The organism is Moraxella sp. (genome assembly GCF_030525845.1).
Lineage (GTDB): Bacteria > Pseudomonadota > Gammaproteobacteria > Pseudomonadales > Moraxellaceae > Moraxella.
In genome coordinates this window covers 21,393-35,691 of sequence record NZ_JAUNDY010000018.1, presented here as the reverse complement: position 1 = coordinate 35,691, position 14,299 = coordinate 21,393, and the positions used below count along the sequence as shown (strand labels likewise).

The window sequence follows — 14,299 nt, the reverse complement described above, 5'->3', positions numbered from 1 at the left end:
TGGGCAAGGTGGTTTTGGCGGATACGGTGGGCTTTGTGCAAAATCTACCGCACGAACTTGTGGAGAGCTTTCACGCCACGCTGGAAGAGACTTTGGAGGCGGATTTGTTATTGCATATTATTGACAGTAGCAGTCCCAACATGCACGAGCAGATTGACGCAGTTAATAGCGTTCTTCATGAAATTGGTGCAACCGCCCCTGTCTTGCTTGTCCACAACAAAATCGACAAAACCAAAGAAAAGCCCACCATTCATTATAAGGACGCTACCACGCCCCACCGTGTTTATGTGTCAGCTCATGCAAATTTGGGTATCAATGAACTAACCCAAGCGGTGCAGGAACTTTTGGTGGGGGGCTTGTCAGATTTTCACTTAACCCTACCCTATCACGCAGGACAATTAAAAAACGCCTTGCATGAGCTTGGGGTCATTACTCACAGTGAATTTGATGAAACTGGACATGAAATGCTGACGGTTCGCCTTGCCAAAGACAAATTAAAAGAATTGCTTGGCAGGTATCATCTTAATGCCTTTGATGTGCTACCGCCACATGAGGCAAACAGTCTTTTGCCTGTATTGGAGGAGTTTGAAAAAGTAAATATCAAACCCAATGATGACAATAATGACGAATTAAATCCGTTTTGTTTTTAAATTTAATGTCTCTGCCAAAAATTTGGGATTGGTTTGTAATAAAAAGTGCGTGCCATCAATGATTAAAAAGTCAATATTTTCAAACATCGTCCCAAATACCAATCCTGCTTTTTTATTTACCAAATCATCACACCTTGCCGATACATATACGCAAGGGACTGATGATTTGGGTAAATGGCTTGGGATTTTGGCATGAGTGATATTGGATAGACGCTTTTTAAACAAGGGTAAAATGGCAGGACTACTAATGACTGCCAACACTTCACGAAATAAGCCAATTAATTCCTCATTTGCCCAATGACGAAATAATAAAAATCCTAATAATTTATTTGGTAAAAATCTCGCCCAAGTTGGATTGATAAAAAGCCCAACTTTTGCCAAGACAGACGGACATGTTAAAAACCCACCGATGATATAAATCTTTTCAATTGCTAATGGATATTTTAATAAATAAGGCACAAACAGCGATGAATAAGATTCAAACACCACCACAAAAGGCTCACGTCCAAAATTATCATGAATAAACTTGGCAATTTTATCGGCTTGATATGCTAAGTCCTGATTGTGCTTGTTATGATGATAATCATTAAAATCATAAATGGCAATACGATAACTGGCATTTAATACATCAAGCAAGGGACGAAACAAAATCCCAGTACCGTCCATGCCTGACAATAATAACAAATTTTTCATAACACCTTATTTTGTATTTAAACTCCCCCACAACTTCTCTAATTTCTTCGCCGACACCGAACCCATCGTTTTCATCGGCTGAGCAAAAAGCTGGATACGGTATTCTTCGACAAGCCAGCGATACTCGCTAATTTTTGGGTCGTGAATGCGGTTTGCTAGCCTTTCCATATGCTCATCAAGGGCGTACACCCCATCCAAATCATTGTCCAGATTGTTAGGCAAACGGTCAAGACGCACCTTTAACGCCCCCAAATAACGGGGATACTGTCGCCAAGCGTCATAAGGCACTCGGTAAACAAAATCGCCCAAACACAAATCATCAAGCTGGTCTTCAATGTCGTCAATGCTTTCGCCAAAAATCTCACGGTCAAGCATAAGCAGTTGCCCACGCACGATTTGCCAAGTGGTGTAAATGTCCTTTAACACCTTTAACATCTCTTGCCCCACACTCAAAAACTGACCGCTTATCAGCTCCCTAACCGTCTCAAACTCGCCTGCACTCAGTGGTAATTTGTCAAGTAACTCACCCATCTTATCATCACGCACAAAGCCCGCCACCTTTTCACGCACGCTCGTATCAACAAAGGGCTTGGCGTATTTTTCAAAAGTCGCTTGTAGGGTCGCATCCACAAGCACGCTTTTTAATTTTTCCAAATCACCCAAAGGAGCATACGCCATCTTAAAGGCTTTGTCAATTTGCCCTGTCAGCTGTTTTTGCTTTGCCCCAAGCGTCAGTTTGACAAGCGACAGCACGCCTGCTTTGTGGGTGGTAAGTGCCTTTTGTAAGTCGCCAAATTCCACCACCGCCACTTTGCCCGTCTCATCAGGGCTTAACGCAAAAAACACCTGCGTTACCATACCCTTATGATGACGGGTTTTGATAAAGTCAAAATGCTCAGGAAAGCTCTCGTGAATGCCTTCTGTTACCTTTTGCACTTGACTCATCGTTTGGTATTTGGCTTGCAGTTTGGCTAGGTCTCGCCCCTTGTCCATCACTCGCCCCTTATCATCTAGCACGCAAATTAAGGGCTGTAAATAAGTATCAATCTCGCTTGGCTTAAAGTCATCGGCATTTGCCTTGACACCCAGTCTAAGAAGCTCCCTACAAAGCTGGTCTAAAAGCCCCACACCATTGCCCTGCACGAGCTTATCCATCAAGGCGTTGGCGGTGTCAGGAATGGGGACGATTTTTTTGCGAATGTCTTTGGGCAAGGTTTTTAACAGGCTTGCCACCAATTCAAATCGCCACCCTGCAATGCCCCACAATAAATCCACGCTGTCAAGCTGAGAGAGCGACCCTGCCCCCACCTTGACCGATACGCCATCGTCATCGGAGCTTGGGTCAAAGACATAGGACAAGGGGAATTTGACCGCTCCGACTTGCCAAAACTTGGGAAATTCTTGTCCAACATTGACGACATCATTAACCACATCGCTGTCTTTGAATTTTAAAAACTCATCATCGCCCACCTTGCCAAGCCAATCTTCAAACGCCTTAGCGGACGCAATGTGGGGCGGAATTTTATCATCATAAAATTCATACAGTCGCTCTTCGTCCACCAGCAAATCTCTACGGCGTAACTTGTCTTCGGTGTCGCCTATCTCTTTGATTTTTTGGCGGTTATGGGTCAAAAAAGGCAAGGCTTTGGGATAGCGTTCTTCTTGCCCATCGCCTACGAGTGCGTCCATAATAAAAATTTCACGGCTTGCCACCAAATCCACCGTTTCATAATTAACGAGCTGTTTGTGTACAATGATTAACCCAAATAGGCTAATCTGAGCATAAGCACGCACCCGCCCTTCTTTTTTTGACCAATGCGGTTCAAAATAATGGTACTTTAATAAGGGCTTGGCGGCGGACAAAATCCACTGTGGCTCAATCTTGGCAAGGCACCGCATATAGACCTGCGAAGTTTCCACCACTTCAAACGCCATCAGCCACTCTGTGCCTTTTTTGTGCAGGACGCTTGCAGGGAAAATCTTTGCCTTTTGGTTTTTGGTCATCAGATATTCGCCCACGTTGTCAGTTTTGTGAGCGACAAAGGATAATAAAGCAGTCAATAACGCCCGATGAATGCTGGTATAATCTTGGGCGGACTTGGTGAGTTTGCTTTTGTCAAAATTGCCATTTTTGTCCTTTAAACTTGCAAGCATTGCACTTTTACCAAGCACTTTTTTACCACCTTTTAAGCCAATGCGACCTTTTTGCGTGGTATTTGCTTTGTCATTTTGGATAAGTTCTTGATTGTTATCATTTTCCCCATAAATTTGATAACCCAAATCGCTCATCATTTGCGTGAGTTGTTCGTGCGTTTTTTGCCATTCTTTGATACGAGGAAAAGACAGATAATGCTTTTTGGCAAAATTCTTACGCCCATTGCCTGTGAGTTTCTCCCCACCGTGCATTTCGTGGGCGTTAAACAGCACATCAAACAATTCCACATAAAACAAAAAGTCCGAATTGTCCTTACGGAACAAAGCGTGCTTTTGGTCAGCTTGGCTTTGTTTGTCCGCAGGGCGTTCACGCACATCTTGCACAGCAAGGGCGGAGACGATGATGAGCATTTTGTCAAGGCAAGCAAAATCCGCCCCCGCAATCAGCATACGAGCAAGGCGTGGGTCTATCGGCATTTTTGCCATTTTTTTGCCAATATCGGTTAAGTTTGACGGCTTGGACTTTTGCCCTGCTTTATTTGCTTTTAGGGATTTTTTAAAGGCGGTCTTGGTGGGCGTGTCGGACAAGGCGGACAGCTCGTATAGGAGCTTTCGCCCATCATTGACAAGGCGTAAATCAGGCGGTGTGATAAAATCAAACTGTGCCACATCGCCAAGCCCCAAACTCTCCATTTGCAAAATCACACTAGCCAGATTGGTACGCAAAATCTCAGGTTCGGTAAATTTAGGGCGAGCATCAAAGTCTTCTTTGGAGTACAGTCGTATGCACACACCATCGCCAATCCGCCCACACCGCCCCGCCCTTTGATTGGCTGCCGCTTGACTAATGGCTTCAATGGGTAAACGCTGAATGCGTGAACGGTAATTATAACGACTAATTCGTGCAAAACCCAAATCAATGACATAGCGAATGTTTGGCACGGTAAGAGCGGTCTCCGCCACATTCGTTGAAATGATAATCCGCCGACCGCCTGTGGGCTTAAAAATCCGCTCTTGTTCGGCAAAACTTTGGCGGGCAAACAGTGGTAAAATTTGGGTATGGGGCGGTGCGTAAGCGGTCAAAATCTCCTGTATTTCACGGATTTCGGCTTCGGTACTGGCAAAAATCAAAATGTCCGATGAGCTTGGGTGTCCTTTGGTGCGTGCGTCATCAAAGCACTCATTGACCGCAGAGGTCAAGGCTCTGGGGAGCTTGTCTTCCATCTCATCAAAGGCATCATCATCATGGCTTTTGACAATCTCATCAATGAGCGGACGGTAGCGAGTCTCCACAGGGTAGCTACGCCCTTCCACATTGATAATCGGCACATCGCCCTTGACAGCAGGTTTAAAATACTCGGCAAACCGCTCGGTGTCTAAGGTAGCAGATGTGATGATGACCTTTAAATCATCTCGTTTGGGAAGTAGGCGTTTTAAATAACCCAAAATAAAATCAATGTTTAGGCTACGCTCGTGAGCTTCGTCAATGATAATCGTATCATAACGGGTCAAAAATCTATCGCTTGCCAATTCCGCCAATAAAATCCCATCGGTCATCAGCTTGACAAGGCTATCACGACCGCCCTGCTCGTTAAATCGCACCTTAAAGCTCACCGTTTGCCCAAGCGTTTCGCCAAGCTCATCGGCTATCCTTGTGGCGACACTTCTCGCCGCCAGACGACGTGGCTGAGTGTGTCCGATTTGCCCTGTGATGCCCCGTCCTGCGAGCATGGCAAGTTTGGGGAGCTGGGTGGTCTTACCAGAGCCTGTCTCGCCTGCAACAATGATGACTTGGTGGGCTTGTATGGCACGCACAATCTCATCGGCTCGAGCGGTAACGGGCAAATCGGCATTTAATAAGGCAGGTAAATTGGCAGGCACGCTGTCGGCTCTTTTTTGCACCGCTTGGGCGGAACGCTCGGCAATTTTGGTGTATTCGGCTCGTTTTTTTTCTTTAACATCGGCAGGGAAATTGCCTTGCAATTCTCTTTCTAAGCGATTTAAAATGTGGCGATCTTTGGCGAGTGTGAGATTATCGGTCATTTTTTATCAATATTTATCAAAATCAAACCCCCTAAATGGGGAAATTTTCCCATTTATCAAGCCCATTTTCTGTGCCACTCATCATCTCATCATGGTGTTTTTTTGAAAATCATATTATAATAGGTCATTTTTGACAAAATTTTAAACAACACCAAACAATGAACGAATTAAATATTTTAGGCTTAATTTTAGAGGCTAGCCTGTTGGTTCAGCTGGTAATGGGTCTGCTACTGCTGATGTCTCTTGTCGGCTGGGGTATTATTTTTCATTTGGCTAGTAAATTGGGTAGTGCCAAGCGATTTGATGGCGAATTTGAAGCATGGCTATGGTCAGGCAACACCCTTGCCAAACAATACGCCTCTGTGGCAAACGAATCTGAACGCACGGGTCTAGAACAGGTGTTTTTTGTGGGTTATGGCGAATTTTTGAAATCCCAAAAATTAGGTGCAGAACGTTCGGCGGTATTAGACAGCGTGGAACGTAAATTTAAAGTCGCCATCGGCAAGCAACAAGCCATCTTAGAGCAAGGTCTATCCACGCTTGCCAGTATCGCCTCTGTATCGCCTTATATCGGACTATTTGGCACAGTATGGGGTATTATGAACGCCTTTATTGGGCTATCCTCTGCCGATAGTGTCAGCCTTGCTACTGTCGCACCTGGTATTGCCGAAGCACTCATCGCTACCGCCATCGGTTTATTTGCTGCCATTCCAGCCAGTCTTGCCTTTAACCACTTTACCGCCAAAGCAAACGCTCTATACGAGAGTCGTGCTTTGTTTTGTGAAGAATTAACTGGCATCTTGGCTCATGAGTACACCATCAGCCAACGCACAGGTCAAATCTAGGGACTTGCCATGCAAAACAACTACGCACGCCCCACCAAGACCCTAAAAAGCGACATGAACGTCGTCCCCTACATTGACGTCATGCTTGTGCTACTCATTATTTTTATGGTAACCGCTCCCATGCTAACCACAGGCGTGGAGGTAAATCTACCCAATGAAAAAACCAGTAACATCGCCAAAAGCGAACTGACCCCTGTCATTGTTTCATTAACCAAAACAGGAGAGCTGTTCGTCAGTCATGAACACGCCATCGACCAAGCGGTCAGTGAATCAGAGTTATCCACGCTACTTAGCGACATGGCAAGTAAACACATGGGCGAAAATGGCAGTAACCTACAAGTCATGATTAACGCCGACAAGGACAATCCCTACGAGGCAGTCATGCACGTCATGGCAGTGGTGCAGGGTGCTGGCGTTACCAAAGTAGGGCTACTTAGCAACCAAACCACCAACAAGAAATCCAAATAAACATTGGCATGATAAATCATCACACTGACGCTGGCACTCACAAACCCAATGGCACTTTTTCGGCATTGGGTAGTATCTTGGTGCATGGCTTGATTGTAGCGGGAGTATTTTTTGCTTACGCCCACCAAAAGCCATTACCGACCGCTGTGTCATTAGAGGCCAGCCTTGTTACGGGAGATGATTTGGCAGGGGCACAAGCCGCCATTGCACAGGCATTTGCCGACCATCAATCCCAATCCGCCACCGCTAGCAAACAAGCACCCCCCAAACCCTCTGCTCACAGTGCCAAGCTAGATGCCTATTATGATGATTTGGCAGAGCGTGAACGTGCCTACGAAGCCCAAATGGCAGAATACGCCAAAAACCTCGACCAAGAAATTTTATCTGAAATCGAGATGTACAACAAAGCCATGAAAGAGGCAGAGCAAGCACGTAAAGCAGAAGTAGCGGAGCTTGAAAGCCGAGAACGCAGCAATGATGAAATTGCTCGTGAAAATACCAAGGCCTTAGATGTTGCTCGTGAACGCCGAGACCAAGCCATTGCTGAAGCAGAGCGTGCCAACCGCCGTGAAAGCAAAGCCCTATCCGATGGACAAAGCACCACCAAAGATTCAACACCTACCACCCTCACAGTGGGACGAGGTGGTGCTGTCAGTGGTGGCAATGACAGTGGGGCTGGCTCTCAGAGCAATAATCGCAATGACATCATCATCGCCTTACAACGCCACATTCGATCACATTGGCGACAAACTGGCGAAAACAAGGTCTTAAAGGTAAGACTAAAAGTGGATAATTACGGCAACGTTACCAGTCTTAGCGTGTCAGGAGGTGATGATTATTTGCGAGGGCAACTCGAAGACACCATCAGACGTGCCAGCCCCTTAACGCCTGTAGTTGGCACAAATTATACCAACCTAAATTTTGATTTTCGAATCAACTAACCACCACAACCATGTTAAAACAGCACTCCAAGATAGGATACCCCATGAAAATTACCAATATTTCACACCTAAGTCTGGCTACCGCCCTACTTCTGACAAGCCCTGCTTTTGCCGTCGGCTATGGTTCACTAAGTAGTGCAGATGGCGATAACGAGCTGAACTTCGTCATTGACGTTGATGGCATCAAAAACCCTTACCAAGTCGCTTTTATCCCTTTTGCAGGCGAGCCAACCGTGAGTACTGTGGTCGCCAACGACTTACAGCACACCGAGCTTAAAACCACCTCCCAAAACCTCCCCCAAAAGGCCTATTCCTCCGCCCAAATTAGCCAAAACCTATCAGCATGGCAAGCCTCAGGCTTTAACTATGTCGTGGTTGGTCAAACCCAAAACGTAACAGGTGGAAAAGTCGCCATCTACTTTGAGGTAATTGAGGTTGCCACAGGGCGTGTCATGCAAGGCAGACAAACCAAATACAGCGACAACAACCAAAGTGCCTTACGCCATACCGCCCACGTTGTCAGCGACAAGATTTATGAAATCATCACAGGCGAACCGGGCGATTTTACAGGGCGTATCGCTTATGTAGAAGAAACTGGCGACCCACGTAATAAAGTCTCCACCCTAAAAGTCATGGACGCAGACGGACAAAACGTACGCACCTTATTTAGCATTCAAGGTTCAATATTTTCTCCTACATGGTCGCCTGATGGCACACGCCTTGCTTATTCGGTACAACAGCCCAACGGCTTGCCAGTCATTCATCTGCAAAGTGCCAACGGTGGTGGCAGTCAAGTCATCACGCCATTTAGGGGCAATAACTTAGGTGCGTCATTTTCGCCAGATGGTAGCAGTATCCTATTCTCTGGTAGCCACGAAAACCACGACCCATCTATCTACGAGCTACACATCGCCTCAGGACAGCTCAAACGCCTAACCTCCATGGCAGGTGCTGAAAACTCGCCCAGCTATATGCCCGATGGACGCTCATTCGTCTTTACGGCAGATAACGGCACACGCACCCCCAAACTCTACCGCTATAACATGCACACAGGACAAGCCACCGCCATCGGTGGTGCAGGAGCCAACCCACGTCTTAGCCCTGATGGTACAAAGATGGCTTATGTCTCTGGCAGAAGCCTTGTGGTTACAGGAGCTGGCACGATTGACACCACTGGCATTGATGAATCAGCCAGCTTCTCTCCCAATGGCAATCGCATTATTTATTCTTCTTATAAAAACGGTCGAGGGCAAATGACCATTCGCTCACTAAAAACAGGTCAAGCCTTTACCATCGACACACAAGGTACGGTGCGTGAGCCCACATGGTCTCGTGGTGGCACTCAATAATGCCAATAGCACCCAATGATAAAAAACGCACAGTCATCGCAGCTGTGCGTTCTCTGTCGTTACATGCTTTATTGCTCACCACATTGCTGATGATGAGTGCCTGCCAACACATTCAACTGGTGGATAATCCCTTGCCCATTACCTCCACCGCAAAAAACCCCACAGACAACCCTCCACAAGACACATCTATCCCCACCAATCCCCAAAAAACACCGTTTTTCTTACTTGAAGACTGGTTTTAGTATACTTACCCAAAAAACAGTAAATCACCCATATTTTCCAGATCTTCTTCTCATCTGATTGGCAACAAAAAAATTATATGGTATAACGGATGTGGGTTATTTGTAAATTTTAAGATACACGCTTTGTGTCTATAATAAAATCGGTTGTGCTAACAACCAAACACCATCTTAATTAACCCCACAAAACCCTCCACACCCTTATATTTTATTTATCACGCAAAGAGGTTTTTATGCTATTTTCACGACACACCAAAATCATGACATTATCAGTCATAACAACCGCTCTACTGCTAAGTGCTTGCGATAATGCCCAAGAGACACCAAAACCCGCCGAACCCACCACCACAAAAGCTTCATCAGAATCCACACCAGCCCCCTCACAAGAAAAAGCAGAACAGACCATCTCGGTTGGCATTGACCCCAGTTATGCCCCCTTTGTAAACCGAGAAGAAAATGGTCAAGTGGTCGGCTTTGATGTGGAATTATTACAAGAAATCGGTAAGCGTGAAGGCTTTGAAATTAACCTTGTGCCACAAGCATGGTCTGGCGTTTTTGAGGGGCTGGACAAAAAACACATCGACCTTGTGATGGGCGGTGCTGTCTCCACAGACGAGCGAAAACAAAAATGGCTAGTATCCAACCCTTACTACAAGGTAACCACTGTAATTGCTACCAAAGAAGGCTCTGGCATTGATAAATTTAGTGACGTCAGAGGCAAAAAAGTCGCCTACACACAAGGAGGCTCAGTAGAAAAAACCCTAAAAGAACTACAAGGCACAGACACCCTAGATGCCGACCAAAACGTCAGCACCTCATGGCTACGTATCAAAAACGTCATTACCGATGCAAGTGATGCTGCTATTGGTACGTCCGCATCGTTTGAGTATTATGCCAGAGCATACCCTGAGCAAAAACTACGCATCATTTACGCTGATAACCCTCAATATGATGATGTGGTGTTTATTGTAGGCAAAGACAATGCCGAACTACTTGATAAACTCAATACAGGCTTGCAAAGTCTACATGATGATGGCACCTTACAAAAATTACAAGAAAAATGGATGGGTCAAGTACAATAACCATCACATCTTTACAAAGAGGGTATATTACCCTCTTTTTTAACGCCTGTATGTTAATTCATACATTCTCTCAACTCAAAAACCACCTCACATCTCCCCCATACCAAATCAACTGATAATACAATAAATTATCAGGGGGGTTTCGTGAATTTATTGGCTTATCTTAACCCAACCACTGCACTAAAATTTCGCCATCATAGATATACTTTGCCAAAAATTGATAACTGTGTTATCTTAGGACATTTAAACTAGGACATACCCATGAATGCACTAAGCCAACTCTCAAAATACACCACCATCGTTGCTGATACAGGCGACTTGACCGCCATCGCACGCCTACGCCCACAAGACGCCACCACCAACCCCAGTCTCGTTACCACCGCTCTACTCTCTGGCGAGCATGATGAACTTATCAGCCAAATCAAAAGCTTGGGGCTATCTCCTGATAAGACCATAGACCGCTTAACTGCCGAGCTTGGTAAACAAATTTTAACCCACATAGATGGACGTGTCTCCACCGAAGTCGATGCACGACACTCATTTGATACCGACAAAACCGTAAAAAATGCCCTAGAATTTATCGAATTATACGATAAATTAGGCGTGGACACCTCTCGCATTCTCATCAAAATCGCTGCCACTTGGCAAGGCATCAAAGCCGCTGAAATCCTTGAAAAACAAGGCATTCACTGCAATCTTACCTTGCTATTTACCCAAACCCAAGCTCACGGCTGTGCTGATGCTGGCGTAAAACTCATCTCGCCATTTGTGGGGCGACTGACCGATTGGCAAAAGACACACGAAAACCGCCAAGTGATTGATGTTGATGATGATTTGGGTGTAAATTCGGTTAAGCAGATTTATCATTTTTATAAATCCAACGGTTATCTTACCGAAATCATGGGGGCAAGTTTTCGCTCCACCGCCCAGATTCTCGCCCTAGCAGGTTGTGATTTATTAACCATCTCGCCTACCCTACTCGATGAACTATCACAAATGAGCGATGAAGTAACTCGCCAACTATTACCCACAAACACTCTACTAGAACGCCCCACCCCACTTGATGAAAAGAGCTTTACCCAAGCCCAAAATAACTCTCCTGTCAATGAACTACTCCTAAAAGGCATTGATGGATTTATTGAAGCAAGAGCAAATCTCACAAAGCAACTATTTGGCTAAACAAACCTCAAAACTCTTTACAAAGTCAGCATATGAGTGTAAACTTATGTGCTGATTTTTAGTGCTTATTTATAAGGTTTATCATGAAAAAATATCAATGTATCGTTTGCGGTTGGATTTATGATGAAGCACTCGGCTGTCCTGAGGAAGGCTTACCCGCTGGCACTCGCTGGGAGGACATTCCTGATGACTGGACATGCCCCGAATGTGGCGTTACTAAGGCAGATTTTGAAATGGTAGAAATCTGACCTGCCTATGAGTACCACCCTGCCTGATACACCTCCTGCCAGCTGGGATAAATTCAACCAAACGTGGAAACCCTCTGATTTATCGCCCCACTTCTACCAAACAATGGTCGATGTTGGGCGTGGCATTCATCTGTGCGTGGAAGCTGGGGGAGATCCCAATAATCCACCACTTTTATTCATCACAGGCTTTGGCTCGCAGATGATGTTTTGGTCGGATACATTTTTAAAAATGTTCATCGACGCTGGGTTTTTTGTGATACGATTTGATAACCGAGACACAGGATTATCCACCAAAATCAATCACTTACAAAAGCTCCCTCATACCAACATCATCAAGATGATTGCCAAAAACCAAGTCGGTCTCTCCAATAAACGTGAGGAAGTCGCCTACAAACTTACCGACATGGCAGGCGATGTCGCAGGGCTGATTTACGCCCTTAGACTGCACAAGGTCAATCTTGTGGGAGCGAGCATGGGTGGCATGATTGCTCAAATCGTCTGTGCCAAACACCCAGCACGCATTCATAGGCTCATTTTGCTATTTAGCAGTACCAATCGTCCCTTTTTGACACCCCCCAAGCCCAAGCAGTTTTCGACATTTTTCAAAAAAGCTCGTAGCAACAGCGAAAAAGACATGCTTCGTCATGCCGTGTGGTTCATGACTGCGGTAGGCAGTCCTGGTCATCTGGACATTAAAGGCACACGTGAGCTTGCTTCTGTTCGTTATCATCGTTGCCATAATCCTTTGGGTATGGCCCAACAAATGAACGCCATACTTACCACAGGCTCAATCCTTAATTACACCAAAAACATTGCCTCGCCCACGCTTATCATTCACGGCAATAAAGATGGGCTTATCCACAAAAGTCATGGCAAACACCTCGCCAAAACCATCAAAAACAGCCGTCTTGTTGTGGTTGATGGTCTGGCTCATGACATACCAGCCTATTATCAGCCACATTTGGTAAATTTGATTTGCAAGCATTGCCTCAACAATTCTTAGATGGCATTTTAATTTTAATTGATAAGAATTAAAATGCCATATCAGCGGATTTTTGATTTATGAAAACCATTCTTTTAAATAACACCCAGCACCCTGTGAATAACATTTATTGCATTGGCAGAAATTATGCCGAGCATATTGCCGAATTAAACAATGTCCCAAGCGATAACCCTGTGGTTTTTTTAAAACCAACCACAAGTTTAACCACTTCTGATAAGTTGACTTTGCCCAAATTTTCTAATAACATTCATCACGAAGTAGAATTGGTGCTGTATATTGGCACGGACATTGATGATAATAAAACGCCCACTTTGGACGATGTGGCAGGCTATGCGGTGGGGCTTGATTTGACCGCACGAGACATTCAAAGCGAGCTAAAAGCAAAGGGCTTGCCGTGGACGCTTGCCAAAGGCTTTAAAGATGGGGCGTGGGTCTCGCCTTTTAGGGCAGGCATTCCAAGCACGCACCAATTATCTTTGACAGTCAATGGACAAACCCGACAAAATGATACGACTGATAAAATGCTCTATAATTATCACTATTTATTAAGCTTTTTGCATACGCATTTTGGACTTAGGGCGGGGGATTTGATTTTTACAGGGACGCCAAGCGGGGTTGGGCAATTAACTACGGGCGATAAATTACTGGTGGGGCTGGATAAAGAGAGATTTGAAGTTGATATTGTTTGATTATGGCAAGGTTATAAGAATTTAGTGCATTCTATTGAAAATTTTCGTAATGAATTTTTTAAATAAGGATACAATATGTTTTCTGTCAGAGATTTTATTAAAAATGAAGTTGTTCCATTATTGATACTTGATGTGATTGTTTTATTTTTTGCCTTACTTGAACCAATATCTTTTGGTTTAAGTATTCGTTCTGGACTTCCATTTTTTGAAAACATTTCTACTGTATTTTTGTTTGTATCTTTTATTTGTATTCCTTATTTTTTAATTTGGTCTGTTATTTACTTTTTTATTTACATTTTGTATAATAAAACCCAAAAAAGAGAAAGCCTAATTCCATTGGTCTCTATCGTTGCATTTGTACTTAAAGTTTTGATGGGATTTTTTATTTTTGGATTTTTACAAATCAGCAGAACTTAACTTAAAATTGGTAGTAAATTTATTAACAAAATTTAGAATTAGGTTGTTGCTTGTAATTTTATATGAATACTATCAAATGAAAACATCAAAACAATTTTTAAATCCTTTTATTTTGCCATCATTGGTGATAGATATAGCGGTATTGGCAATTTGTTTTTATTTGCCAATTAGTGAAATTTATACCAAAATAATTTACCAATTTTTCAAAAGTTGATTGATATTGGGTTATTTATTGGTTATATCGGATTTTGGTATTTTTTGTTTTGGTTAAGTCCATATTTGGTTTTTGGGTTTATTTA

Annotated in this window: 14 protein-coding genes; 12 read left to right on the top strand and 2 right to left on the bottom strand. The window is 44.2% G+C overall.

Annotated features, from left to right (window positions below):
* Positions 1 to 650: GTPase (locus Q4B79_RS07325; RefSeq protein WP_303085773.1), on the top strand; the 650-nt coding region annotated here is incomplete at its 5' end.
* Here Q4B79_RS07325 and Q4B79_RS07320 read toward each other — a convergent pair.
* Positions 630 to 1,343 (bottom strand): alpha/beta fold hydrolase, encoded by a 714-nt coding sequence (locus tag Q4B79_RS07320; RefSeq protein WP_303085772.1) that lies wholly within the window; start codon positions 1,341 to 1,343, stop codon positions 630 to 632. The two genes, Q4B79_RS07325 and Q4B79_RS07320, sit on opposite strands and share 21 nt — an antisense overlap.
* 6 nt (positions 1,344 to 1,349) lie before the next feature.
* Complete coding sequence (hrpA, locus tag Q4B79_RS07315; RefSeq protein ID WP_303085771.1) at positions 1,350 to 5,540, bottom strand: ATP-dependent RNA helicase HrpA; 4,191 nt, start codon at positions 5,538 to 5,540, stop codon at positions 1,350 to 1,352.
* A gap of 158 nt (positions 5,541 to 5,698) precedes the next feature.
* Here hrpA and tolQ point away from each other — a divergent pair, with 158 nt between their 5' ends.
* The 11 genes from tolQ to Q4B79_RS07260 all read left to right on the top strand — a co-directional run bounded on the left by tolQ (position 5,699) and on the right by Q4B79_RS07260 (position 14,000).
* The gene (gene tolQ / locus Q4B79_RS07310) at positions 5,699 to 6,385 is read left to right on the top strand and encodes a protein TolQ (RefSeq protein ID WP_303085770.1); all 687 of its coding nucleotides are present in this window, start codon (positions 5,699 to 5,701) and stop codon (positions 6,383 to 6,385) included.
* A 9-nt stretch (positions 6,386 to 6,394) separates the two neighbouring features.
* Entirely contained in the window at positions 6,395 to 6,853 is a 459-nt protein-coding gene (tolR, locus tag Q4B79_RS07305) for a protein TolR (RefSeq protein ID WP_303085769.1), read from the top strand.
* Between the two features lie 8 nt (positions 6,854 to 6,861).
* Positions 6,862 to 7,794 (top strand): cell envelope integrity protein TolA, encoded by a 933-nt coding sequence (locus Q4B79_RS07300; RefSeq protein WP_303085768.1) that lies wholly within the window; start codon positions 6,862 to 6,864, stop codon positions 7,792 to 7,794.
* Positions 7,795 to 7,838: 44 nt separating this feature from the next.
* Positions 7,839 to 9,143: a TolB family protein gene (locus Q4B79_RS07295; protein ID WP_303085767.1), complete on the top strand. Its 1,305-nt coding sequence runs from the start codon at positions 7,839 to 7,841 to the stop codon at positions 9,141 to 9,143.
* The gene (locus tag Q4B79_RS07290; RefSeq protein ID WP_303085766.1) at positions 9,143 to 9,385 is read left to right on the top strand and encodes a hypothetical protein; all 243 of its coding nucleotides are present in this window, start codon (positions 9,143 to 9,145) and stop codon (positions 9,383 to 9,385) included. Before Q4B79_RS07295 ends, Q4B79_RS07290 begins: the two co-directional genes overlap by 1 nt.
* Before the next feature lie 230 nt (positions 9,386 to 9,615).
* Positions 9,616 to 10,464: an ABC transporter substrate-binding protein gene (locus tag Q4B79_RS07285; RefSeq protein WP_303085765.1), complete on the top strand. Its 849-nt coding sequence runs from the start codon at positions 9,616 to 9,618 to the stop codon at positions 10,462 to 10,464.
* A 261-nt stretch (positions 10,465 to 10,725) separates the two neighbouring features.
* The gene (locus Q4B79_RS07280) at positions 10,726 to 11,643 is read left to right on the top strand and encodes a transaldolase family protein (RefSeq protein ID WP_303085764.1); all 918 of its coding nucleotides are present in this window, start codon (positions 10,726 to 10,728) and stop codon (positions 11,641 to 11,643) included.
* 83 nt (positions 11,644 to 11,726) lie between these two features.
* Positions 11,727 to 11,891 carry a rubredoxin gene (locus tag Q4B79_RS07275; RefSeq protein WP_303085763.1) on the top strand — a complete coding sequence of 55 codons (165 nt, stop codon included), beginning with the start codon at positions 11,727 to 11,729 and terminating at the stop codon, positions 11,889 to 11,891.
* A gap of 7 nt (positions 11,892 to 11,898) precedes the next feature.
* Positions 11,899 to 12,894, top strand: a complete 996-nt coding sequence (locus Q4B79_RS07270; RefSeq protein ID WP_303085762.1) for an alpha/beta fold hydrolase — start codon at positions 11,899 to 11,901, stop codon at positions 12,892 to 12,894.
* 59 nt (positions 12,895 to 12,953) lie between these two features.
* On the top strand, positions 12,954 to 13,583 hold the full coding sequence (locus Q4B79_RS07265; protein ID WP_303085761.1) for a fumarylacetoacetate hydrolase family protein: 630 nt from the start codon (positions 12,954 to 12,956) through the stop codon (positions 13,581 to 13,583).
* Between the two features lie 75 nt (positions 13,584 to 13,658).
* Positions 13,659 to 14,000, top strand: a complete 342-nt coding sequence (locus Q4B79_RS07260; RefSeq protein ID WP_303085760.1) for a hypothetical protein — start codon at positions 13,659 to 13,661, stop codon at positions 13,998 to 14,000.
* Positions 14,001 to 14,299: the final 299 nt, after the last annotated feature.

Coding starts and splice junctions, on each gene's coding strand:
- Q4B79_RS07320 (WP_303085772.1), bottom strand. CDS start 1,343: ATGAAAAATTTGTTATTATTGTCAGGCATGGACGGTACTGGGATTTTG.
- hrpA (WP_303085771.1), bottom strand. CDS start 5,540: ATGACCGATAATCTCACACTCGCCAAAGATCGCCACATTTTAAATCGC.
- tolQ (WP_303085770.1), top strand. CDS start 5,699: ATGAACGAATTAAATATTTTAGGCTTAATTTTAGAGGCTAGCCTGTTG.
- tolR (WP_303085769.1), top strand. CDS start 6,395: ATGCAAAACAACTACGCACGCCCCACCAAGACCCTAAAAAGCGACATG.
- Q4B79_RS07300 (WP_303085768.1), top strand. CDS start 6,862: ATGATAAATCATCACACTGACGCTGGCACTCACAAACCCAATGGCACT.
- Q4B79_RS07295 (WP_303085767.1), top strand. CDS start 7,839: ATGAAAATTACCAATATTTCACACCTAAGTCTGGCTACCGCCCTACTT.
- Q4B79_RS07290 (WP_303085766.1), top strand. CDS start 9,143: ATGCCAATAGCACCCAATGATAAAAAACGCACAGTCATCGCAGCTGTG.
- Q4B79_RS07285 (WP_303085765.1), top strand. CDS start 9,616: ATGCTATTTTCACGACACACCAAAATCATGACATTATCAGTCATAACA.
- Q4B79_RS07280 (WP_303085764.1), top strand. CDS start 10,726: ATGAATGCACTAAGCCAACTCTCAAAATACACCACCATCGTTGCTGAT.
- Q4B79_RS07275 (WP_303085763.1), top strand. CDS start 11,727: ATGAAAAAATATCAATGTATCGTTTGCGGTTGGATTTATGATGAAGCA.
- Q4B79_RS07270 (WP_303085762.1), top strand. CDS start 11,899: ATGAGTACCACCCTGCCTGATACACCTCCTGCCAGCTGGGATAAATTC.
- Q4B79_RS07265 (WP_303085761.1), top strand. CDS start 12,954: ATGAAAACCATTCTTTTAAATAACACCCAGCACCCTGTGAATAACATT.
- Q4B79_RS07260 (WP_303085760.1), top strand. CDS start 13,659: ATGTTTTCTGTCAGAGATTTTATTAAAAATGAAGTTGTTCCATTATTG.